The organism is Cohnella sp. AR92, from assembly GCF_003990975.1.
GTDB lineage: Bacteria > Bacillota > Bacilli > Paenibacillales > Paenibacillaceae > Cohnella.
In genome coordinates this window covers 65,815-87,217 of record NZ_RZJR01000005.1, presented here as the reverse complement: position 1 = coordinate 87,217, position 21,403 = coordinate 65,815, and the positions used below count along the sequence as shown (strand labels likewise).

Genomic DNA, 21,403 nt, shown 5'->3' with positions numbered 1-21,403 from the left:
TCCAATCTAACTCTTTCCTAACACTTTCCCGAGTATGAGCTTAACAGATTCTTTATATAATCCGATCGATGAACGTACATAAGGGGTGCGCGTAATGCTCGGTTGGATGAAAAAAAGAAGTTTAGTCGCGACCAGTTCGGTGGTTCTGTCGATCCTGCTGCTCGTGCTGGTGGGGACGATGACTTATCTGATGTACAGCTCGGAGAAGGACGCGGCTTTCCGCGAATTCAAGCAGGTCGGCTCCAAGCTTAGAGACCAGGTTCAGGCGGAGCAGAGCCAGGTCGCCGCGGTCGCATCGGCGATCGAAGCGGGCGGGGAGCTTCCGGCCACGGAGCTTGCGCTGCTGAAGCGCAAGCTGGACGCCATGACGGACGGCGAGCAGATTGCCAACGCCTATCTGATGGCACCCGAGGGGACGGAGCGCGACGGCAAGACTTATCTGAAGATGCTTCAATCGAACCAGAGCCTCTCGGATGCGGATGCGGGAGCCGGACAGGAGCTCGCGGCCGGAAACGACCTGCTGGGAGCGTTCAAGGCGGCGAAGCAGGATCGGATCGGGCTCTCGGACGGCTACCAAGACGAATGGGGCTCCTGGGTCACCTTCATGCAGCCGATTAAGAGCGAGGACGGCAACGTCATCGCAATCTTCGGCGTCGACTATGACTACGACAGGGTGCAGTCCCGCATGAACGGTATGCTCTGGCAGGCGATCGCGATCGGCCTCATCGTCGCGATTATCGGGATCGCGGTCGCCGTCGGGCTTATCATCCTGGTGCTGAAGCCGCTTCGGACGCTTGCCGCAAGAGCCAAGGAAGCCGCGATGGGCGATCTGACGGTGGTCGTGCCGGCAACGAGCGGGAACGAGATCGGACAGGCTGCCAGCTCGTTTAACCAGATGATCGCGAGCCTGCGGGAGCTGGCCTCCCAGATCAATCGCACTTCCCAGGAGGTGGCGGATTCCTCCCTTCACCTGAAGGAGACGGCCGGCCAGACCGCATCGGCGGCGGACGAGATCGCCCATTCGATCCAAGACGTCGCTTCGAGCATGGAGACTCAGCTGGCGAGCTCGAAGGAGAGCCAGATCGCGATGACCGAGATGGCGATCGGCATCCAGCGAATCTCCGAGTCTTCGCAGATCGTATCGGAGCTTGCGGCGGATACGGCGACGATGGCGGCGGAAGGGGAAGCGGTCATCACCCGGACGGTCCGGCAGATGAATACGATCGAGGAGCATGTTATCGGCGCCTCGGACGCGATGCAGGAGCTGAATCGATCGAACGAGAAGATCGAGGACATTCTCGGGCACATCTCGGAGGTGGCGAACCAGACGAACCTGCTGGCCCTGAACGCTTCGATCGAAGCGGCGCGGGCCGGCGAACACGGCAAGGGCTTCTCCGTCGTCGCGCAAGAGATTCGCAAGCTGGCCGAGCGCTCGAAGGAGTCCTCGGAGGAGATCGCGGCCATTCTCCACTTGATCGGAGCGCGAGCCGGGCAGGTCAACGCTTCGCTGGCGGTATCCGCCGACGAGGCCCGCGAGGGGACGAAGCTGGCGAAGGAGAGCGGGGAATCGTTCCGCGCGATCCTCCAATCGATCCAGCAGGTATCGGGGCAAGTGCAGGAGGTGTCCGCCGCCTCCGAGCAGATGTCGGCCGGCAGCGAGGAGATCGCGGCGTCCTTGGAGGAGCTGGAGCGAATGGCGCGCCAATCCGCGGCGCATTCGCAGGATGTCGCCGCCGCCTCCGAGGAGCAGCTGGCCTCGGTCGAGGAGGTCGCGGGCGCGTCGGAGCAGCTGCGCAAGCTGGCCGCCGAGCTTCAGGAAGCCATGGGGCGGTTTAAGCTTTAAGGGTATGGATAGAGCCAGGGACGAAAGGAGTCCCTGGCTCTGTTTTCTTTTTGCGCGATGCGATTATATTCGGTTATTCGAATATAATCGGCGGGAAAGGCGTGAAATCGGCAGTTATATGCGATATTTCATCTATAAATGAGCGTGTCGGGGCGTATGAGCGATATTGTGTATGATATTTCGAATAGAATCGCCGGATTTGCCGGTTTTTGCGGAAATGTGTTCGGTTTTTCATATACAATTGTGACAGCCGCCATGCTGTTAGGCGCTGCCGCCTTGCGCGGGGAGCTGCGCAAAGTGCCGATAATCAAGAAGGGGAGAGTCCCGAAGCCTGTTAGGCTTCGGAGACTCTCCCCTTCAATGTTACTCAGTGCTCGTCGTCGTCATCCACCTTCACGCCGAGGGCGCGGTTCCGCTCCTTGAACTTGGAGTTGTGCGAGGACACGTAGGCTACCTTGTCGGCTTCCGGCTCGATGTGGAGCTTGGCGCTGTTGAGCGCGAGAACGGCATCCGTGAACGTTCCGGCGATCAGCCGTACCTTGCCGCCATGGTCGACGAAGTCGCCGGCGGCGAACACGCCGGGAATGTTCGTCTGCAGGCCGGGACCGACCTTGGCGTTCCATTCCGTCATGTCGAGGCCCCAGTCCTTCACCGGACCGAAGTTGTAGCGCAGTCCGTGGCTGACGACAACCGCATCGACATCGATGCACTCCGTATCTCCGCTCTCGACGTCGCAGATCGTGACCTGGTCGATGTCGCAGCCGTTCTTGCTGTGCAAGGATTGAACGGTGCACGGCGTGAGCACCCTTGCCGACGATGCCTTCATCGCAGCCACATTGCGCTCGTGGCCGCCGAACTTGTCGCGGCGATGGACGACCGTCAGGCTCTTCGCGATCGGCTCGAGCGCGTTCGCCCAGTCCACTGCAGCATCTCCGCCTCCGGAGATCAGGACGCGCTTGCCGCGGAACACTTCCAGCTCCTGCACGGTATAGTGCAGGTTCGAGACTTCGAAGCGGTCGGCGCCTTCGATCTCCAGCTTCGCGTGCTCCAGCACGCCGTAGCCTATTGCCAGGACGACCGTCTTGGACCAATGCTGCTCCCCGTTCGCGGAGGTAAGCAGCAAGGTTCCGTCGGGAAGACGTTCCAAGCCCGTCACCTGCTGGCCCAGTACGATCGTCGGATCGAACGTCATCGCCTGCTGCTTCAGCTGCTCGATCAATTTGGCGCCGAGAGTGGGGGTGAGGCCTCCGACGTCCCAGATCATTTTCTCCGGGTAGATCAGGATGCGTCCGCCCAGCTGGTCGTTCGCATCGATCAGCTTCGTCTTCAGGTCTCTCATTCCGCTGTAGAAAGCTGTATACATTCCGGCGGGACCGCCGCCGATAATTGTCACGTCATATAGCTCGAGCTGTCCGTTCAAATGTTGTTCCTTCTTTCTAAAAATAAGGAATCCGTTCATGCAGATGGTTGAGAATTCAGGTCTACATCTATATTAATTGATAATAATTATCATCGTCAATGATGAGAGAGCAAATCTCTCTAGGAAAATCCAAAACGAGACGAACGAAGGGCGATAAGCAGAAAAAGCCCCATTTTCGTGGGGCGCACCTTGTGAACCTATTCAGAAAACGTGAGAGCGACGGCGAACCCAAGCCTCGGCCAGCAGTAGGTTCGGTAACCAGCAAAGCCAGCTGATGACGACGAACGTGTCATTGGTGTCGCTTAAGCCGAAGAGTGCTGCACTTAGTAAAGTATACAATCGAAGGGAAATGGCGGCGCATGTCAGTGCGTAATTGCGGATCATCCAGCGGCCGTGCCGCTTGGAATCGCGATATACGATGATGGAGCGTAGCCCCTGAACGAGGGTAAACAGCCAGAGCAGCGCAAGCATGCCGAAGCCAAGCTTGCCGCTTGGACCACCATCCGCATAGACGGCGAGATAAAGGGCCGATACACCCGCGATCGCGATCCCTAGCGAATAAGCATAACCGATAATCCGGTGAAGAGCCGGCGCGCGTCGTCTTAGCCGACCGAGGAACTGAAGCCAGCCGATCGCAATGGCGAAGCCTGCGGAGACGGCATGCGCCCATAGCGCTTTGCTCCACAAGTCCGGAAGCGCTCCCTTCTCAATAACGAAAGATTGCTCGCCAACCTTCGAAGGATTGCCGTAGACCATCCATGCGTAGGCTCCGACGCCGATCGCCAGCAACGCCAGAAAGCCAAACTTCATTGCGCGAAATGCTCTTCCGTCCATCACCCGATGCCTCCTTTATAGGTGGAGCTCTTCCTCAATGTACCAGTGAGGAGGCGGCTCCGACAGCGGCTGGCGGCGGGGAGAATGCCTGAACGGAAGACGGGGACGGGGGGACTGAGGATGGATTCGTCGAATGAACTGCCAAGCGATAAGACCGTATCTCCGATCGCTCTCCTATCTGATCGATTCGGCAGCAAAGGCGGCGTTCTCCTCCAGCTTGACCCGTTGGATGGGATAAGCGAGTCTAATGCCTTCGCTCTCCAGCACTTCGAGAATCATGAAGTTGATGTCCTGGCGAATTCTCGTATGCTCGAGCCAGACGGTCGTGTTGGTGAAGAAGTAGACGAGAATGCCGAGCGAGCCCGCTTGGAATTCGTTGAAGCGAACCTGAATGACGTCCGGGTGGACTTGATCGTTCAGGCGAAGCTCCATCTCGATGCGGGCAACGGCTCTCTCGAGCGCTTCGGGATTCGTGTCCAGGGCGACCCCGAACGTGTACGTGACGCGGCGCTTGCCCATGCGGCTCCAGTTCGTTATCGGCTGGCTGGCCAGAGTGGCGTTGGGCACCGTGACGATAGAGTCGGCGAACGTGCGAATCTTCGAGCTGCGGAAGGTGATATCCTCCACGAAGCCTTCGACGCTAGGGGTGAGAATCCAATCGCCCTTGGAGAAGGGCTTCTCCGTGATGATGACGATTCCGCCGATCACGTTGCTTAGCGTATCCTTGGCCGCCAGCGCGACGGCGAGGCTGCCGAGACCCATGCCCGCGACGACTCCGTTCACGTTGAAGCCCCAATCGGCGGCGATCGCGGCCAGCGCCGTCGCGATGATCAGGAAGCGGATCAGCTTCGACAGGAAGGGGATGAGCATGCTCGATTCGTCCATGCCAAGCCGCCTGTAAATCGATTGGAACAGGGAGGAAGAGACGGCGGCGATGTTGTACAGCGCCCAGCTGGCGAAGAAGACGGCAAGGCTTCGAACCGTCCTCTGAATCAGCGCCTCATGGGCCCAACCGGAAGGGACATAGAATTCCCAAGCCGCATAGATGCCGAGGAGCACGAGCAGCGCACGGGTGGGCTTGCGAATGGATTCCATCCACGTCGTGCCCTCTTCTCCATGAGCCCATCGGCGGAAAAGTCGGGGCAGCAGCCAGCCGGTCAGCAGCTTGCTGAAGAGATAGAAGAGAAGAACAATGCCGATCGCGATCAGCCATTCTCCTCCGCGAATGCGTTCGATAAAGGATGTCAGCCCATTCATAATAGGATGCGGGTCCTCCCTTGAGTCATGATGAAGGTAACGAATGAAGCCGGGAATATTCCGCTCGCTTGAACATTCGAGTCGTTTATTGTTAATCCTATCAAAAAAGAAAGCCGGAAGCCCTCCGCAGGAGAGCCTTCCGGCATTACGGCACATTCGGACGAACCGAACCGCCGATGTTAAGCGTGACTCGCTGCCGCCGCATGAGCCTGCGGCGCCGCTTCGGGCTTCGCCGCCTTGTCGTTCTTGTCCTGGTGATGCGCAAGGAAGAACTTGGCGATGCAGAACGACAGGAAGACGGCGAGATAAGTGACGATTACGATTAATGCCAGTCCCAGACCCGACTCCATCTTGCCGTTGTAATAAAGAAGGGACCGGAAGCCGTCGACCATATATCGAGTCGGCAGGAAGTAGCTGCAGAAGCGGTGGAACGCCGGCAGTCCCGTAAGGGCGATGGCGCCGCCGCTGGCGAAGATCCCGAGAATATTGATGGGGAACATCGCGAGCATCGCCCACTTGCCGCCGAAGATCAGGGTGACCGTCTTAAACAGGAAGAACATGGTCAGCTGGCAGAGCAGGGTGAACAGGAAGATCTTCCAGAGAGCGGCGGTATGCACGCTGCCGAAGATGCCGAACACGAAGAGCTGCGCGAGAATGGAGATCCCCAGGATCAAAGCCAATCCTAGCAGGAACTCCGTGGCGAGTACGGTTGTTCGGCTGAGACGCCCCCCTCTAGCTTTGATGCTCTCGACGATCTTGCTCAGGAACCCGTGAATCATCTGGGTCCCCATGAGGCCGCCGATGGAGAGAATGATCGTCAGCACGAACGGAGTCATGCCTTTGTTAAGGTTGGCGGGCAATCCAAGCGCGTTGGCCGTCGTCGTCCGTATCGGATTCTCGAGGAGAGCCGCGCCTGCCGGAGTGACGGTAATTCCGTTCGCCGAGAGCTCGGCCGACATCTGCGCGCTGTACGCGCTCGTCAGCGAAGCGGCGATCTGCTGCAGGGTGGCGGACGCGACCGAGGTGGAGAGCTGTCCGCTGCCTTCGTTGATCAGAATCTCGAGCGGAACGGGCTCGACGTTCGCGTCTCCCGCTTTAAGCGAAGCGTCCAGCTTGGCCAAGGCGTCCGAGAAGCCGGCCGGAATAACGAGAGCGCCGAAGGCTTTGTCCTTCTCGATCGTGTCCAGAGCGTCTTGTTTGCTCTTCTCCAGGGTCCAATGGATTTTGTCCCCGGACGTCGTCGTCAGCTGCTGAGTGATCTTCTGCCCGATCGCCGATTCGGCGAAGGCAGGGTCTTCATTCGCGATCACTAGAGGAAAATCGTGGACCCGTTGGGTGCCGCCGCTGAACACGGGCAGATAGACGCTGATCATTGCCATCATCAGCACCGCCACGACCCATACGGGGAACCAAGCGATCTTGATTGCGAGCAATCTTCTCATGGTATCTATCTCCTATTCGAATTTAGCGTGTCATTTCTTGTCGTTCCTGATGATTCGGTTCTTCAGGACGCGAAGCGACAGATAAAGCATATCCAGATCGTCCTGTTCCAAGGCTTCGAACGATTGGATGAGATCGGCCGTGTCTTCGGGTACGACCAACAGCTTCCTGCCCTCTTCGGTCAGGTTGATAAAGTGGCTTCTCCGGTCTTCCGGATTCTCCACTCGATCCACCAGCCCTCTCTTGACCAATAGATCGATAATATAGGTAATGGAAGCCGCTTTAAGCTTAAGCATGTTGGCTAGGTGAATGGAGGAGCATTCGCTCTCATGGTTCACGATGTTCAGAACCGAGAACTGATTAAGCGACAGGTCGTTCTTGCGCAGATGCTCGGCGAGCCGTCTGACGCGCTGGCTGGAGAAGTGCTTGGATATTTCATTATATAACTGGACGATCATGTCCGGATTCACATGGAACTCGGTACTCACTGCGTCACCCGCTCTCTCTGGATATCTCTATTTTAGTTCAAACATTCTAAGTTGTAAAATGAATATCCGTTAATAAACTCGTTAATTTCAATAATTTACTTAGAAAAAACGAAATAAATCGCTTTAATCCATCAATATTTTACAATGCTTCGTTTGCTTATGCGGGAAGTTGACCGGCGATTGCTCCTATTGGATAATGGGAAGCATGGTTATTATTCGACAACGGAAAGCGAAGTGTGGCAATGTTTGCGAAAATAAATGGAACACGTATCTACTTCGACATTGAAGGCTCCGGCTATGTGCCGCGCAAGGATAAAATGATTCATCGGCCCGTTCTGTTCGCCGTTCACGGCGGGCCGGGCAGCGATCATTCCGATTTTAAGCCATGGCTGACCCCGCTGACGGAGCACGTCCAGATCGTCTACCTCGACCAGAGATGCAACGGGCAGTCCGAGCGCGTCGATCCCGCAACGTGCACGCTGGAGCAGCTGGCGGACGACATCGAAGAGCTTCGCCGCTACCTCGGCTTCGAGCGGATCAGCGTTCTGGGCCATTCCTTCGGGGGGATGGTGGCCCAAGTGTATGCGACAAGGCACCCGGAATCGGTGGACAAGCTTCTGCTGGTCAACACGGCCCCAAGCAAGGAATTCTACCCGGCGGCCCTGGATTACGCAAGCCGAGTGGCCACGCCGGAACAGCTCGCGGTTATTCCCGAATTGTTCGAGGGAAGAATTGAGGATGACGCCCACCTGGTGCGCTGGTGGGACATCTGCTATCCGCTTTACTTCCACGTGCAGGACGAGCTGGTCATGCAGGAGACGGGCAATCGGCCGATCGGCTCGCTGGAGGTGGCCAATTATACGTTCGCGCACTTCATTCCGAACTACGATGTTCGCGGCAAGCTTCCCAAGCTGAACGTGCCGACTCTCATCGTCGGAGCGAGATACGACTGGATTACCCCCGTATCCCAGTCCGAGGAGATGCACCGCCTGATTCCGGGCTCGGAGCTCGCGATCTTCGAGCAAAGCGGACATATGCCTTTTATCGAAGAGCATGACGCCTTCCTTGCTAAAGTAACCGGCTTCCTGGCTCGCGATTCCAAGGAGGAGTCCGCGCAATGACGACTCTTCGGGAATGGCGGGAGGAACGGGTACGATCCGCATCCGGTCCCCAAGGAGATCTGTCGATGATCGCCCTTCATTCCGTGGACAGGGAGGGGCCGGTAGACGGTCTCCCGGGCGTGTGGGCGCCCGTTGCTCCGGGCTTGCCCGGCCTGAAGCTGACGGCATCGGCCGAAGACGGGATTCAAGTGAACGGCTCCGTGGTGAACGGAACGGTCACGCTGGCCGTCGACCATACCCTCGTCCGGATCTCGGACAGGCTGACCGCGATGGCGACCGAGCAGCCGGGCTCCGATCATCTGCTGGAGGTATGGGACTCCGAGGCGGATAATCTCCGCGATTATGAGGGAATCTCCTTCTATCCGGAGGATCCCGCTTGGGTGCTTCGCGGCGAATTCGCGGCCGGACAGGAGAGCCGAACGGTCGGCTTCGCCCACCAATCCGATCAAGAAGGCGTAACGCGCAAACACCGTTCCCCGGGGGATATCCGAATTCAGGCGGACGGCGAGACGTACGTTCTTACTCCTTTTGCCTCGGGCGACTCGTTGATCGTCGTCTTCGGGGACCGGACGAACGGCAACGACACGTACGGAATGGGAAGAATGGTGCTAGTCGAGATGGACGAGGACGGAAACGCCATCCTCGACTTCAACCGGGCCTTCCTCCCGCCATGCGCTTTCTCCTATGCGTTTAATTGCCCGATGCCGCCCGCGAACAACCGGCTTCCCTTCCGAATCGAAGCGGGCGAGAAGCAGGTTATAAGGAGAAATATCGGTTAAATAAAGAGAAATTCGGGCTATAATTATGATATTATTATGAATTTTTATAGCTGCTATTATCGCACCTTATCGTTACGAGGGGCGGAGAATGGCTGAGATCCCAGTCGTATCAAGGGTTTGCGGGTTTTCTTGTGAAAAATAGGCAGCTCTTAAATGTATTGAACTTTTCGGCTAAACGACTTACTATTATCAAAGCATAGTAAGATCATAGGGATTACTCAAAAAGGGAGTGCAACGATGAAAGGGAAAGGGTCTAAATTCGCTTCGCTCGGAATCCTGCTTCTCGCGGCATTGATGGTGCTGTCCGCGTGCGGCAACAATAATACAAACTCGAACGCGGAGAGCTCCGCGGGCGCCAGCGCTTCTACCGCCGCAGGCGGCAAGAAGACGGTCAACATCGGCGTTACTTATGCGCCAAGCGGCATCAATCCGCTTGCTCCCGTCGGCTTGGTGTCGACTTATGTCGCGGGACTGATGTTCCCGCCTCTGGTGGAGATCGACTCCGATCTGACGTACAAGCCGATGTTGGCCGACTCGATCGAGACGACGGACAACACCACGTTCACCATCAACCTGAATCCGAACGCGAAATGGACGGACGGCACGCCGGTAACGGCGGACGACGTGATCTTCACGCTGAAGCTCATGAGCAATCCGACGATCGCGTCCAACTTCGCTTATATCTTCGCAACCATCGAAGGTCTCGACGACTCCGGTTACCTGCCGGAAGGCCAAACCGAGATCTCCGGCGTGACCAAGGTCGACGACCACAAGCTCACGATGAAGACCAAGGCTCCGACGACGCTGGATATCTTCAAGGATACGATCGGCCGCAACCTGATGACGCTGCCGCAATCCGCCCTCAAGGATATCGCTCCGGCGGACCTCAACAAGAGCGACTTCATGCAGAAGCCGACCGTTACGAGCGGCCCTTACAAGCTCGTCGACATCGACCGCGACCACTACGTGACGATGGAAGCGAACAAGGATTACTTCAAGGGCGCTCCGAAGATCGACCAACTGAACTTCAAGGTCATGCAGGGCACGGCGATCGCCGCGCAGCTCCAGAGCGGCGAGATCGACATGAACATTCCTTCGGCCGGCGTCATTCCGATCGAAGATTATGACAAGGTCAAGGGCTTGAACAACGTAACGACGGCGGAAGCGACTCCGCTCGCTACCCAATATATGTACATCAACGAGAAGGTTGTCCCGGACGCCAAGCAGAGACAAGCGATCTCTTACGCCATCAACCGCGAGATGATCGTCGACAAGCTGCTCAAGGGCGCAGGGGAAGTCGTCGACAGCTTCTTCAACAGCACGAGCCCGTACCTGAACGAGAACATCAAGCCGGTTGCTTACGACCCGGAGAAGGCGAAGAGCCTGCTTCAGGAATCGGGCTGGAACTCCGGCAAGCAGCTGACGATGTCCGTTCTGTCCGGCGACGCAACGCTGGAGCAAGCGGCCAATATCATCGCCGAGAACTTAAGGGCTGTCGGCGTCAACGTCAAGATCCAAATGCTCGATCTGGCGACCCTGATCGACAAGCTGACGAAGATGGATTACGATCTGGGCATTCTGACCGTCTCTCTGACGCCGGTCAATCCGCTTCCGGACATTGCCTACTTCCTGAACGAAGGCAACCCGAGCGGCTACAAGAACGCGGAAGCCGAGAAGCTGATCGCGGCGATCGGCTCGGAAGTGGACGAAGCCAAGATCAAGGAATCGTACGACAAGCTGCAGGAGATTATCGCTCAGGACGTTCCAATGCCGTCGATCTACGCGACGAAGGCGCTCGGAGCCGTGAATAAGCGGGTATCGGGAGCGACGCCGAAGGACTTCGGCATGTTCATCAACGTTAACGAGTGGGACGTTAAGTAAGAAGCAAGAAGTTAGCAAGTATTTATGAGTTGCTGATTAGAACTTAAAGGTAAGGTTACAGGGGGAGCTTGCTCCCCCTTGATCGATTACGGAGGTGATCGCGATGGAGAGCTTATTGGCCGTCAAAGATCTCCGAACGTCGTTCGACACGGATCAGGGGCAGGTTGTGAGCGTCGATCGCGTCAGCTTCGAGCTTAAGGCCGGCGAGACTCTTGCGATCGTAGGGGAATCCGGCTCCGGCAAGAGCGTAACGGCGTTATCCATCATGCGGCTGCTCGGGAAGGGCAGCCGCGTCAGCGATGGCGAGATACGGCTGAATGGCGTTAACATTCTGGAATTAGACGAGAAGAAGATGAGGGACATTCGCGGGAATCGGATCTCGATGATCTTCCAAGAGCCGATGACGTCGCTGAATCCGGTCTTCACGATCGGCCATCAGCTGATGGAAGCGATTCGACTTCATCTGAACAAGGATAAGAAACAAGCGAGAGCTCATGCCGTGGAGATGCTGAAGAAGGTTGGCCTGCCTCGGCCGGAGCAGATCATGGACGAGTATCCGTTCGCCCTCTCCGGCGGAATGAGGCAGCGGGTCATGATCGCGATGGCGCTCGCCTGCAAGCCGACGGTTCTGATCGCGGATGAGCCGACGACCGCGCTGGATGTTACCGTACAAGCCCAGATAATGCGAATCATGAAGGACCTGTGCGCGGAAGCGGGCACGGCGATCATTCTGATTACGCATGATCTGGGTGTTGTAGCTGAGATGGCCGATCGCGTGCTGGTCATGTATGCTGGACAGATCGTCGAAGAAGCGGACGTCTTCACGCTGTTCGATCATCCGCAGCATCCCTATACGCAGGGCCTGCTCCGTTCCGTTCCGCATCTGGAAGCGGACGACCAGGACGAGCTGGCAGCGATCCCGGGAACGGTGCCGGCCAGGTACCACAAGATGCAGGCTTGCCGCTTCCACAATCGCTGCGCGTTCGCGACCGAGAAGTGCCGGACGGAGCTTCCGCCGCTCATTCGGACGCAGGACGGACATACGTCGCGCTGCTGGGAGATCGAAGCGGCTACGATTCATTACGAGGAGGGGAAGGCGAGATGAGCGAAGCGATAACCCGTTCGGCCCCTTCACAGACGCCTCTTCTCGTGCTGGATCAACTGAAGAAGTATTATCCGATTCGCAAAGGCCTGCTGAACCGAACCGCGGAGTACGTGAAGGCTGTCGACGGAGTCAGCCTGAACATCGTGCCGGGGGAGACGCTGGGCTTGGTCGGGGAATCGGGCTGCGGGAAGTCGACGATCGGGCGATCGATCGTCGGCCTGGAGCGGCCGACCGACGGGCGAATCCTGTTCGAGGGAGCCGATATCTCCAAGCTGTCCGGCAGCGAGATGATCAAGCTTCATTCCGAGGTGCAGATCGTCTTCCAGGATCCCTATTCCTCGCTGAATCCCCGCAAGACGATCGGAAGCCTGTTGGCCGAGGCCGTGAAGGTTCACCGCGTCGTTCCTTCGGACAAGGTCGTCTCGGAGGTGGACCGGCTGCTGGACATCGTCGGGCTTCCGAAGACCAGCAAGTCGCGGTATCCCCACGAGTTCTCCGGCGGCCAGAGGCAGCGCATCGGGATTGCCCGCGCGCTTGCTCTGAAGCCGAAGCTGATCGTCTGCGACGAGCCGGTATCGGCGCTCGACGTGTCGATTCAGGCTCAGGTTCTGAATCTGCTCAAGCAGCTGCAGAAGGAATTCAATCTGACTTATCTATTCATAGCGCACGGTCTTGGCGCCGTCCGGTACATCAGCGACCGGATCGCGGTCATGTACCTGGGCAAGGTCGTGGAGATCGGACCGACGAAGGAGCTCTTCCGCAATCCGAAGCACCCTTACACGAGGGCGCTGCTCGATTCGTATCCGATCGCGAACCCCCATCTGCGGGACCGGGAACGGATCGTGCTGGAAGGCGACGTTCCCAGCCCGGTGAATCCGCCGAGCGGATGCCGATTCCACACCCGTTGTCCGATGGCTCAGGCGAAATGCCGCGAAGAAGAGCCGCTTCTGGTAGGCGAAGGCGATCATGCATCGGCCTGCTGGTTCTCCCATTGAAGAAGATCCGAGGTGCTGTAGTTGTATAATTATGTCATGCGCCGCATCCTGATCGCCATTCCGGTGCTGTTCGGGGTGACCGTCATCAACTTCATCATCATGAAGATGGCTCCGGGCAATCCCGTCGACATGCTGGTCAATCCGAAGCTGCCTGCGGCAGCGGTGGAAGCCAAGAGGATGGAGCTTGGCCTGAATGCGCCGGCTTACGAGCAATATTGGAATTGGCTGAAGAATCTCGTGCTGCATGGGGATCTCGGATACTCCATGATCACGTACGAGCCCGTCACGCGGATGATCGGGGAGCATCTCTGGCCGACGCTGCTGCTCATGGGGATCTCGCTGATCCTGGGCTTGGCGATCGCCATACCGCTCGGGGTCATCAGCGCGGTTCGGCAATATTCCAAGCTCGACTATACGGTTGTCACGCTGAGCTTCCTCGGCATCTCGATCCCGAACTTCTTTCTAGGTCTGGGCCTTGTCTATCTCTTCGCGCTTAAGCTCGATTGGCTGCCGACGAGCGGCATGACCGAGCTCGGCCAAGGCGGGAGCTTCAAGGACGTGGTGCTGCATCTGATTCTGCCATGTATCGTTCTGACGGCGAACGTGACGGGACGTACGATCCGTTACGTACGCTCGAGCATGCTGGAGATTATCGGGCAGGATTACTTGCGCACGGCGCGCGCCAAAGGCTTGAAGGAAGTTCTTGTCGTGAACAAGCACGCCATGAGAAACGCGCTGATCCCTATCGTGACGATTCTCGGGATGGAGATTCCGATTCTGTTCGGCGGCGCGGTCGTCATCGAGCAGATCTTCTCTTGGCCGGGGATCGGGCAGCTGACCCTGTCCTCGATCATGAGCCGGGACTACTCCACCATCATGGGCTTGAACCTGGTGGCCGCGATAGTCGTTATCTTCGCGAATCTTCTCACGGACATCGTCTACGCCCTAGTCGATCCGCGAATCAAACATAGTTACCAGGGAGCGGCACGGTCATGAATCTATTCAAGAGATATCTGGGAGTCAGGCAGCAGCCCGAGGCCGATCTGATCGCGATCGCTTCCGAGGGGGAGGGCGAACCCAAGGGCGCGTTCTGGCGCCGCTTCCGGAAGCACAAGCTGGCTGTCGCGGGACTCTTCGTCATCGGAATCATGGCCGTCTGCGCCATCTTCGCTCCTTGGATCGCTCCTTATCACCCCAGCGCCATCACGGATTCCTTCGGGGAGGGGCCGACCTGGAGCCACCTGCTCGGCACCGACCAGGTCGGACGGGACGTGCTGAGCCGGATCATCTTCGCGGCGCGGGTCAGCTTGTCCGTCGGGATCGGATCGGTTCTTATCTCCGCTATCATCGGCGCCGTGCTCGGCCTGATCTCCGGCTACTTCGGCGGCTGGATCGACGGAGTCATCATGCGGATTACCGATATGTTCATGTCTTTTCCGTACATTATGCTTATTCTCGTCGTCTCCAGCATCGTAGGTCCGGGACTCAAGAACATCATTCTGATCCTCGGATTGCTCGGATGGCCCGGCGTGGCGCGGCTCGTTCGCGGCAGCGTGCTGTCGATCAAGCAGACCGAATATATCAAGGCAAGCGTTGCGCTAGGCTACAAGACCCCGCGCATCCTGTTCAACCACATTCTGCCGAATGCGACCGCGCCGCTTCTGATCTATGCCACCTCCGGCGTGGCGGGCGCCATCCTGGACGAAGCTGCCCTCAGCTTCCTGGGTCTGGGCGTTCAGCCGCCGACGGCAAGCTGGGGCAACATGCTGGCGAGCGCGCAGTCGCTGACCGTGCTGACCGACAAGCCGTGGCTCTGGGTCGCTCCCGGGGTCATGATCGTTCTGTGCGTGCTCTCGATCAACTTCATCGGGGACGCCCTTCGCGATGCGATGGACCCGAAGAACCGCAAATAAACAACGAAAAGGCGCGAATGGGATTACCTCCCGTTCTGCGCCTTTTTCGCGTATTCTTCGGGCGACTGACCGAGCAGCGCCTTGAAATCCTTGATAAAGTGGGATTGGTCGTAGTAGCCGAGCGCAAGGGAAAGCTCGGACCAATTGACGGCCCCTCCCTGGTCCAGCCGCTCGGCCGCTTCCTGCAGCCGGAATCTCTTCAGCACCCACTTGGGACTGACGCCGACGCATCGGCTGAACAGCCTCTGCAGGGAGCGGACGCTGAGTCCGAAGCGTTCGGCCACCTCTTCCACCCGAACGATCTCGCGGTCATGGATCACCGACTGCACGATTCGATCCGCCAACTCCGCTTGCTCGTCTCTCTCCGGCATCCGCTTCAGCAGGAAGCCCTCGATGCGCCGCGCCCTCGATTCGTCGTCCGGCAGCTCCCAGAAGCCCTCTTCGAGAGACGCCGCTTCTGCCCCAAATGCCTCCGGCGTGCCTATTCGCTGCCCGGTCAGCTTGGACAGCTCCTGCCTCCAATAGGGATAGAAGCCCCCGGGCCGGAACTTGACGCCGAGGCTCTCTCCCCGGTCTCTTAACAGCCGCGTATAGGAAGGCTCGGGGACTCCGTAGAGCCACGCTTTGGTTCCGGTCCAATCGTTCTCGAACACCCACTGCGCGCTAGGGTAGGAGAGGATGTGCTGCCGGAACTCCGGTTTGCCGCTGAGGTCCCAGCGGACGAGCCAAAAATGCTCGACGAGATGAGCCAAGGCGGGATCGGGCTCGAAGCGGGCCAGCGTGAAGTTGCGGTAGCCTTCATCGGCTCGAACGATGCCTCTGTTCGTCTGCAGCGCGGTTTCGTTCATTCGGGATCCTCCTCGAAACGTAAAGTTGTCGCGATTTTACAATACAACCCGGAATGTCCATTCTATAGTAAAGAATACCAGCCGACCGTTATGCTGGCAAATCACCCTTAAACGAACGAATGGAGGACGTTAGCAGTGGAAGATCTCAAATACACGTTCTATATCAATGCCGAACCGGAAGCCGTCTGGAGAGCCTTCATCGAACCGGAGAGCGTTCGGGCGCTCTTCTTCGGATCCGTGCTGAATTCGACCTTCGAGGTCGGTTCCCCATACGAATATGTCGGCCCCGGCGCCGAAGGGGAGAACACGGTGCACGTCTACGGGACGGTCCTGGAGTTCGAGCCGTACCGCGTGATGAGCTTCCTCGAGCATCCCGGTCCTTCTTATCGGGAGAACCATGCCGAGCTGGAGACGAGGATCACCATGACGCTGGACAAGGTCGGCGGATGCACGAAGCTGACGGTCGTTAACGACCGGTGGCCGGACCAGCACCCTTCCTACGAGAGCACCAAGGAGAGCTGGGCGATTATTCTAAGCAATGCCAAGTCGTGGATCGAGACGGGCAAGACGATGGATTTCGGCTGGTAAAAGGTTAACGAGGTCAAACGTTCATTCGGTTATAATTAGACGTATTCTCCATTCACGAAGCAAGGGTTGCCCCTGAAGCCGGCGAGGCCGGGCGGAGCAGCCCTTGTTTGATTTATGCTTCATCGGTCCCGCCGAAACTCCGCATGTTATACCCGCGTATTATAATAGCCGCATATCATTATGCCGCGAAGGGGGAATCTTACGATTATCGCGTTCATTATCGGCTGCGAAATCGCGTTCTGGGTGTTTGTCCTGGGAGGGCTGGCTTGTCGGTATCTCCTTCGGAAGAGAAGGACGGGAGCGGCTCTCCTGCTCCTCACTCCGGTCATCGATCTTGTTCTGCTAATCGCGACGGTCTTCCATCTGCGAGACGGGGCGGAGGCCGGCTTCGCGCATGGGCTTGCCGCTATCTACATCGGCGTCTCGATCGCGTTCGGCCGCTCCATGGTTCGTTGGGCGGACGAGAGATTCGCTTACCGGTTCGCCGGGGGACCGCCTCCGCGGAAGAAGCCGAAGCACGGACCGGAGCATGCTCGGGCCGAACGGCAAGCCTGGCTGAAGCATCTGCTGGCTTGGGGAATCGGCTGTCTTCTGCTGTACGGGATGATCGCTCTGGTTGGGGACGACAGCCGAACGAAGGAGCTTCCTCAAGTCGCTCAACTGTGGAGCATCATTCTTCTTGTCGATTTTCTAATCAGCTTCAGTTATACGATTTGGCCTCGCAAGAGCAAGGAGACAGTCTAAACGGGCTGCCTCCTTGCGCTGCTTTCGGAGGGTGTTGACATTGACGTTGCGTAAAGGTATATCGTTACCTTGTCGGGAGGCGATCAGATGGAGCATACGATACAGAAGCTTGCGAAGCTGGCGGGAGTCAGCACCAGGACCCTGCGGTATTATGACGAGATCGGCCTGCTTAAGCCGGCGAGACTGAGCTCTTCGGGCTACCGCATCTACGGCCCGAGGGAGCTGGAGCTTCTGCAGCACATCCTCTTCTACCGGGAGCTCGGCGTCGATCTGGATACCATTCGAAGGATCGTGAGCGCGAAGGACTTCGACGGCACCAAAGCTCTGTACCAGCATCGCGAGAAGCTTCTCGACAGACGGCGCCAGCTCGACGTGCTTCTCCGGAACGTGGAGAGGACGATCGCGCAGGCGGAAGGGAGAGGGACGATGAGCGAGCAGATGAGGTTCGAGGGCTTCAAGCGGCAAATGATCGAAGAGAACGAGAAGAAGTACGGCCAGGAGATTCGCGAGAAGTACGGCGAAGAGGCGGTGGAGCAATCCTACCGGAAGCTTGGCGGCATGTCGAAGGAGCAGCACGAGGAAGCGAGCCGGCTGGCGGAGGAGATCCGGGAAGTGCTGGCCGAAGCTTACGAGACCGGCGATCCGGCCGGAGCCGAAGCGCAGCGGGCGGCGGAGCTTCACAAGAAGTGGCTGCTTTTCTACTGGGGAGAGTACAGCAAGGAGGCGCATGCCGGACTCGCCCGGATGTATGTGGACGATGAGCGCTTCCGAGCTTATTACGACAAGGAAAAGCCGGGAACGGCCGAATTTCTGCGCGATGCCGTTCTTGTTTACACCGGACAGAATTAGACGGCGAGAAGGCCAGGAGACTCCTATCGGGAGCTTCCTGGCCTTCTTCTTGTTATTCGTCCGCGAGCTCGAGATAGATCGGGCAATGGTCGCTGCCCAGGACGTGGGCGTCGATGCCCGCCCCCGAGATCGCAGGCTCCAGCCGGGAGGAGGCGAGGAAGTAGTCGATGCGCCATCCTACGTTCCGTTCTCTCACCTTCGGCATGTTGGACCACCACGTATACGCGTCCTCTTGCTCCGGGTGCAGATGGCGGAACGTATCGGTGAAGCCGGCCTCCAGCAGCAGCGTCATTTTCCCCCGTTCCTCGTCCGTAAACCCGGAGTTGCCGCGATTGCCCCGCCAGTTCTTCAGGTCGATCTCCTTGTGGGCCACGTTCAGGTCGCCGCAGGCGATGACCGGCTTATGCTCGTCCAGCTTCTGCAGGTAGGAGCGGAACCGTTCCTCCCACTCCAGGCGGTAATCCAGCCTCGACAGGTCTCTCTTGGCATTCGGGGTATAGACGGTAACGATATAATAGCGGTCGAACTCAAGCGTGATGATGCGGCCTTCCGGCTCCTCGTCCTCTTCGATTCCGTAACGGACGGAGAGCGGCTTCTTCCTGGTGAAAATAGCCGTGCCCGAGTAGCCCTTCTTCTGAGCGTAGTTCCAATACTGCGCATATTCCTCGCCGAGCGCCAGTTCGATCTGGCCCTCCTGCAGCTTAGTCTCTTGAAGGCAGAAAATATCCGCGTCCGCCTCCTTGAAGTAATCGAGAAAACCTTTGTTGACGCAAGCGCGCAGTCCGTTCACGTTCCAAGATACCAATCGCATAAAAGATCTCCCCAGTTCGTTCTAGTCCTGCTTGTTCATCTCGGCCTCGAAGTATTCCCGCAGCTCTTCCATCTTCTTCTTGTTCTCGGTATCGAGCTTGCCGGAGGGGAATTTCTCCAACGCAACCTCCCAAGTCAGAGCCAGCTTCTGAGCCTTCATCATCCGGATGGCGTTCTTCACGAAGCGCCGTTCCTTCGCGTTCGAGTACGTATCCTTGAACCGCTGCTTATGGCTCAGGTCCAGCTGCTCGAAGACGGCGCGGAACACCTCGGCCGTCATGCGGGCATCGTCGAGAGCCCGGTGGGCGGAGCCCGAAGCGTCGATCTCAAGATCCGCGAGCGCAGCCTCGACGCTTACGTCGTTGGTCACGCCCTTGAAGCGAATATAGCCCTTCAGGAGATCGAAGTAGTCGGTATTCATCCAATAGCCGTCGTCGAGCTTGTGCATGCGCGTGTCGAAGACGATGCGCTTCATGTCCTCGCCGCCCCAAGTGACGAGCAGGCGCTCTTCGCTTGCGTCGAGCCATTCCTTGAACCGGCCGATCACCTGGGTGAAGCCGTCCGCGCTGTCGATCTCTTCCTGGGCGATGCCCGTTTTTTTCTTAAGGAAGCTGTTTAGCTTGGGGAAGTAGACAGGCTTGATCATCGAGGAGAACTCGTCGACGTAAGCGAGCGAAGAGTCCAGCCGCACGGCTCCCAGCTCGATGACCTCCATCGGCAGGTCGCTGGCGAACTTGCGCCCGTTGAATTCAATATCCAGAATAATGTAGTCCAATCCGGTAACCCCCGCTTGTCGTCATGACCTTCATTGTATCAAATTTAAGGTGTGCCCGGGTAGCGAACAAGAGTAGTTGGAAAAGGAGGAGGCGGGAGGGGGAAGCGAGCGAGGGAATGAGGGGTTATGGAAGTTCAAGGAGAAGAGAGTTGCGGGGGAAGCGGCAGACAGCACGGAGAGTGCGTAGGGTGCCGAGAAGAGTCCGGAGAAGCGCAGTCAGAGCGACGGCTCCTCCATATCCAGAAACAGGACAAGACGCTTCCCGATGGGAAGCGACAGCGTGCGAATCCACTCCCGCGTGTTGAGGTCGGCGTACTTCGGGGACAATCTGGATTCCGCGAGGCCATCCATCCGGGACAGGTGAGGAATGAAGTAAGGCCGCCAGCTCCAGTCCGACTTGCGGTATTCCCGCTCGTACCGCCAACTGCCGTCTGCCATGCGCGCATGGTTGGAGGAGAGCTGCGTGCCGTTATCCAGGCACAGGTAGACCCTCAAGCAGGTGGAATCCAGCTGGGAACGCCACTTCTCCAGAATGGCGTCCGCCGCGTCCGAGGCTTGGCCGACGGCGCTCTCGCCTTCGCTCTCCATCCTCAGATATTCCTCGGCCGGCTCCAGCTCTTCGCGGATCCGGTTCTCGCGAATCGAACGGAGCAGTTCCTTGCCGCGATTCGTCCAGTAGAGCTCCGTCCGGTGGAGGAGCTTCCGATGCCCCTCCAGCTCCTCCTCGATCAGCGGGGCAAATTCGTTCCCGGCGCGGAACTCCGGTTCCGCCGGAGAGAAGAGGTAGCCTTGGACGTAGCGGGCTCCGATCTGAATCGCGCGCTGCAGGTCCTGCCGGGTCTCGACTCCTTCGACCAGCAGGGATGCCCCGATCTGCTCGGCGAGGGTGGAGAACGAGCGAAGGACGCCGAGATAACCGTTATGGCTAGCGCTTCGCTTCATCAGGTGGATATCCACCTTGAGCAAGTGCGGTTGAAGCTGGGCGATCCGATCGTAGCTGCTGAAGTCGGAGCCGACGTCGTCGATCGCGATTCGGCAGCCCTGCTCGCGATAAAGGTTAATGATCTCGTTCAGCTCCTTGAAGGAGCCCCGGAACTCCTCCTCCGTGATCTCGATGCAGACGCGGCTAGGATCGATGCCGTGCCGCTCCAGCATCCGCAGCGTCTGCAGCTCCCCGGTCTGTTTGAAGTGCCGGTAGATCCAGGAGGGCTTCAGATTAAGGAAGATGGACGGGGGCTCGTCCATGGAGCCTAGCTTGGCGATCGCTTGCTCGCGAAGCAGACGGTCGATTCGAATCTGCTCGGATACGGGAACTCTGGGATCCGAGAAGAAAGGACCGAGGCTGCGAACGGAATCGCCGTCCAGCTGCCGGCCAAGCACTTCGTATCCGATGATTCGGCGGCTGTCCAGCGCAAGGATAGGCTGGAAGAACGCCGCAAGTTGATTTTCCGGAGGAGGGAGGGGTATCGAGTGGGCGGAAGGGTGTTCGTTCACGGTGGCTCTAATCCCCTTTGTCATCGATAAATAGAATAGAAAATGCAAAATTTTAGGCCATTTTCTGTTATTGTAAAGGATTCTGACGTGAAAACATAGTGCAATTCGACGAAAAGAGGCAAATACGCTTTGAATTCGACAAATTTGCGCTTAAGATACGAGTATTCGAAGGAGCATAGCTGTAATGGTTTTGCATAACGGGAGTGTTGTGTCATGTTT

Annotated in this window: 20 protein-coding genes; 11 read left to right on the top strand and 9 right to left on the bottom strand. The window is 58.0% G+C overall.

All coding sequences use genetic code 11. The features are described 5' to 3' along the window. Window positions 1-94 precede the first annotated feature (94 nt). Window positions 95-1,843 carry a methyl-accepting chemotaxis protein gene (locus ELR57_RS09170; protein ID WP_126958735.1) on the top strand — a complete coding sequence of 583 codons (1,749 nt, stop codon included), beginning with the start codon at window positions 95-97 and terminating at the stop codon, window positions 1,841-1,843. Between the two features lie 367 nt (window positions 1,844-2,210). On the opposite strand, the gene ELR57_RS09165 is transcribed toward ELR57_RS09170, so the two are convergent. The 5 genes from ELR57_RS09165 to ELR57_RS09145 form a co-directional block, all read right to left on the bottom strand. After that, window positions 2,211-3,263, bottom strand: a complete 1,053-nt coding sequence (locus ELR57_RS09165; protein WP_126958734.1) for an NAD(P)/FAD-dependent oxidoreductase — start codon at window positions 3,261-3,263, stop codon at window positions 2,211-2,213. A gap of 201 nt (window positions 3,264-3,464) precedes the next feature. After that, window positions 3,465-4,073 carry a DUF2306 domain-containing protein gene (locus tag ELR57_RS09160; protein ID WP_158629972.1) on the bottom strand — a complete coding sequence of 203 codons (609 nt, stop codon included), beginning with the start codon at window positions 4,071-4,073 and terminating at the stop codon, window positions 3,465-3,467. A gap of 198 nt (window positions 4,074-4,271) precedes the next feature. Continuing rightward, window positions 4,272-5,354: a mechanosensitive ion channel family protein gene (locus ELR57_RS09155; RefSeq protein WP_126958732.1), complete on the bottom strand. Its 1,083-nt coding sequence runs from the start codon at window positions 5,352-5,354 to the stop codon at window positions 4,272-4,274. Window positions 5,355-5,533: 179 nt separating this feature from the next. Next, complete coding sequence (locus ELR57_RS09150; RefSeq protein WP_126958731.1) at window positions 5,534-6,796, bottom strand: YhgE/Pip domain-containing protein; 1,263 nt, start codon at window positions 6,794-6,796, stop codon at window positions 5,534-5,536. A gap of 30 nt (window positions 6,797-6,826) precedes the next feature. Then, window positions 6,827-7,282, bottom strand: a complete 456-nt coding sequence (locus ELR57_RS09145; RefSeq protein ID WP_126958730.1) for a MarR family winged helix-turn-helix transcriptional regulator — start codon at window positions 7,280-7,282, stop codon at window positions 6,827-6,829. Window positions 7,283-7,524: 242 nt separating this feature from the next. Here ELR57_RS09145 and ELR57_RS09140 point away from each other — a divergent pair, with 242 nt between their 5' ends. The 7 genes from ELR57_RS09140 (at window position 7,525) to opp4C (ending at window position 15,076) form a co-directional block, all read left to right on the top strand. Further along, window positions 7,525-8,403, top strand: coding sequence for an alpha/beta fold hydrolase (locus tag ELR57_RS09140; protein WP_126958729.1), 879 nt, complete (start codon window positions 7,525-7,527; stop codon window positions 8,401-8,403). Next, window positions 8,400-9,182 carry a DUF1684 domain-containing protein gene (locus ELR57_RS09135; protein WP_126958728.1) on the top strand — a complete coding sequence of 261 codons (783 nt, stop codon included), beginning with the start codon at window positions 8,400-8,402 and terminating at the stop codon, window positions 9,180-9,182. The genes ELR57_RS09140 and ELR57_RS09135 overlap by 4 nt, the downstream gene beginning before the upstream one ends. A 237-nt stretch (window positions 9,183-9,419) precedes the next feature. Then, window positions 9,420-11,063: an ABC transporter substrate-binding protein gene (locus tag ELR57_RS09130; protein WP_126958727.1), complete on the top strand. Its 1,644-nt coding sequence runs from the start codon at window positions 9,420-9,422 to the stop codon at window positions 11,061-11,063. Between the two features lie 103 nt (window positions 11,064-11,166). After that, window positions 11,167-12,168: an ABC transporter ATP-binding protein gene (locus ELR57_RS09125; RefSeq protein WP_126958726.1), complete on the top strand. Its 1,002-nt coding sequence runs from the start codon at window positions 11,167-11,169 to the stop codon at window positions 12,166-12,168. After that, the gene (locus tag ELR57_RS09120; protein ID WP_126958725.1) at window positions 12,165-13,163 is read left to right on the top strand and encodes an ABC transporter ATP-binding protein; all 999 of its coding nucleotides are present in this window, start codon (window positions 12,165-12,167) and stop codon (window positions 13,161-13,163) included. The genes ELR57_RS09125 and ELR57_RS09120 overlap by 4 nt, the downstream gene beginning before the upstream one ends. A gap of 21 nt (window positions 13,164-13,184) precedes the next feature. Further along, window positions 13,185-14,159, top strand: a complete 975-nt coding sequence (locus ELR57_RS09115; protein ID WP_126958724.1) for an ABC transporter permease — start codon at window positions 13,185-13,187, stop codon at window positions 14,157-14,159. After that, entirely contained in the window at window positions 14,156-15,076 is a 921-nt protein-coding gene (gene opp4C / locus ELR57_RS09110) for an oligopeptide ABC transporter permease (protein ID WP_126958723.1), read from the top strand. Before ELR57_RS09115 ends, opp4C begins: the two co-directional genes overlap by 4 nt. A 23-nt stretch (window positions 15,077-15,099) precedes the next feature. Here opp4C and ELR57_RS09105 read toward each other — a convergent pair whose 3' ends face one another. Next, window positions 15,100-15,924 (bottom strand): helix-turn-helix domain-containing protein, encoded by an 825-nt coding sequence (locus ELR57_RS09105; protein WP_126958722.1) that lies wholly within the window; start codon window positions 15,922-15,924, stop codon window positions 15,100-15,102. 135 nt (window positions 15,925-16,059) lie between these two features. On the opposite strand from ELR57_RS09105, the gene ELR57_RS09100 reads away from it, so the two are divergent. The 3 genes from ELR57_RS09100 to ELR57_RS09090 all read left to right on the top strand — a co-directional run bounded on the left by ELR57_RS09100 (window position 16,060) and on the right by ELR57_RS09090 (window position 18,105). After that, on the top strand, window positions 16,060-16,512 hold the full coding sequence (locus tag ELR57_RS09100; RefSeq protein WP_126958721.1) for an SRPBCC family protein: 453 nt from the start codon (window positions 16,060-16,062) through the stop codon (window positions 16,510-16,512). Window positions 16,513-16,692: 180 nt separating this feature from the next. Beyond that, window positions 16,693-17,256, top strand: coding sequence for a hypothetical protein (locus ELR57_RS09095; protein WP_126958720.1), 564 nt, complete (start codon window positions 16,693-16,695; stop codon window positions 17,254-17,256). Window positions 17,257-17,343: 87 nt separating this feature from the next. Continuing rightward, window positions 17,344-18,105: a MerR family transcriptional regulator gene (locus ELR57_RS09090; protein ID WP_126958719.1), complete on the top strand. Its 762-nt coding sequence runs from the start codon at window positions 17,344-17,346 to the stop codon at window positions 18,103-18,105. A gap of 52 nt (window positions 18,106-18,157) precedes the next feature. On the opposite strand, the gene ELR57_RS09085 is transcribed toward ELR57_RS09090, so the two are convergent. The 3 genes from ELR57_RS09085 to ELR57_RS09075 all read right to left on the bottom strand — a co-directional run bounded on the left by ELR57_RS09085 (window position 18,158) and on the right by ELR57_RS09075 (window position 21,184). Continuing rightward, window positions 18,158-18,916 (bottom strand): exodeoxyribonuclease III, encoded by a 759-nt coding sequence (locus ELR57_RS09085; RefSeq protein ID WP_126958718.1) that lies wholly within the window; start codon window positions 18,914-18,916, stop codon window positions 18,158-18,160. A gap of 21 nt (window positions 18,917-18,937) precedes the next feature. Continuing rightward, window positions 18,938-19,690 (bottom strand): 3'-5' exonuclease, encoded by a 753-nt coding sequence (locus ELR57_RS09080; protein WP_126958717.1) that lies wholly within the window; start codon window positions 19,688-19,690, stop codon window positions 18,938-18,940. 216 nt (window positions 19,691-19,906) lie between these two features. Next, a complete protein-coding gene (locus ELR57_RS09075; RefSeq protein WP_238162465.1) occupies window positions 19,907-21,184 on the bottom strand; it encodes an EAL domain-containing protein in 1,278 nt (425 codons plus the stop codon). Between the last annotated feature and the right edge of the window lie 219 nt (window positions 21,185-21,403).

Excerpts from the sequence above, each read along its gene's own strand:
- ELR57_RS09170 (WP_126958735.1), top strand. The coding sequence starts at position 95 with ATGCTCGGTTGGATGAAAAAAAGAAGTTTAGTCGCGACCAGTTCGGTG.
- ELR57_RS09095 (WP_126958720.1), top strand. The coding sequence starts at position 16,693 with ATGCCGCGAAGGGGGAATCTTACGATTATCGCGTTCATTATCGGCTGC.
- ELR57_RS09085 (WP_126958718.1), bottom strand. The coding sequence starts at position 18,916 with ATGCGATTGGTATCTTGGAACGTGAACGGACTGCGCGCTTGCGTCAAC.
- ELR57_RS09105 (WP_126958722.1), bottom strand. The coding sequence starts at position 15,924 with ATGAACGAAACCGCGCTGCAGACGAACAGAGGCATCGTTCGAGCCGAT.
- ELR57_RS09130 (WP_126958727.1), top strand. The coding sequence starts at position 9,420 with ATGAAAGGGAAAGGGTCTAAATTCGCTTCGCTCGGAATCCTGCTTCTC.
- opp4C (WP_126958723.1), top strand. The coding sequence starts at position 14,156 with ATGAATCTATTCAAGAGATATCTGGGAGTCAGGCAGCAGCCCGAGGCC.
- ELR57_RS09160 (WP_158629972.1), bottom strand. The coding sequence starts at position 4,073 with ATGAAGTTTGGCTTTCTGGCGTTGCTGGCGATCGGCGTCGGAGCCTAC.
- ELR57_RS09135 (WP_126958728.1), top strand. The coding sequence starts at position 8,400 with ATGACGACTCTTCGGGAATGGCGGGAGGAACGGGTACGATCCGCATCC.
- ELR57_RS09120 (WP_126958725.1), top strand. The coding sequence starts at position 12,165 with ATGAGCGAAGCGATAACCCGTTCGGCCCCTTCACAGACGCCTCTTCTC.
- ELR57_RS09155 (WP_126958732.1), bottom strand. The coding sequence starts at position 5,354 with ATGAATGGGCTGACATCCTTTATCGAACGCATTCGCGGAGGAGAATGG.
- ELR57_RS09090 (WP_126958719.1), top strand. The coding sequence starts at position 17,344 with ATGGAGCATACGATACAGAAGCTTGCGAAGCTGGCGGGAGTCAGCACC.
- ELR57_RS09150 (WP_126958731.1), bottom strand. The coding sequence starts at position 6,796 with ATGAGAAGATTGCTCGCAATCAAGATCGCTTGGTTCCCCGTATGGGTC.
- ELR57_RS09125 (WP_126958726.1), top strand. The coding sequence starts at position 11,167 with ATGGAGAGCTTATTGGCCGTCAAAGATCTCCGAACGTCGTTCGACACG.
- ELR57_RS09140 (WP_126958729.1), top strand. The coding sequence starts at position 7,525 with ATGTTTGCGAAAATAAATGGAACACGTATCTACTTCGACATTGAAGGC.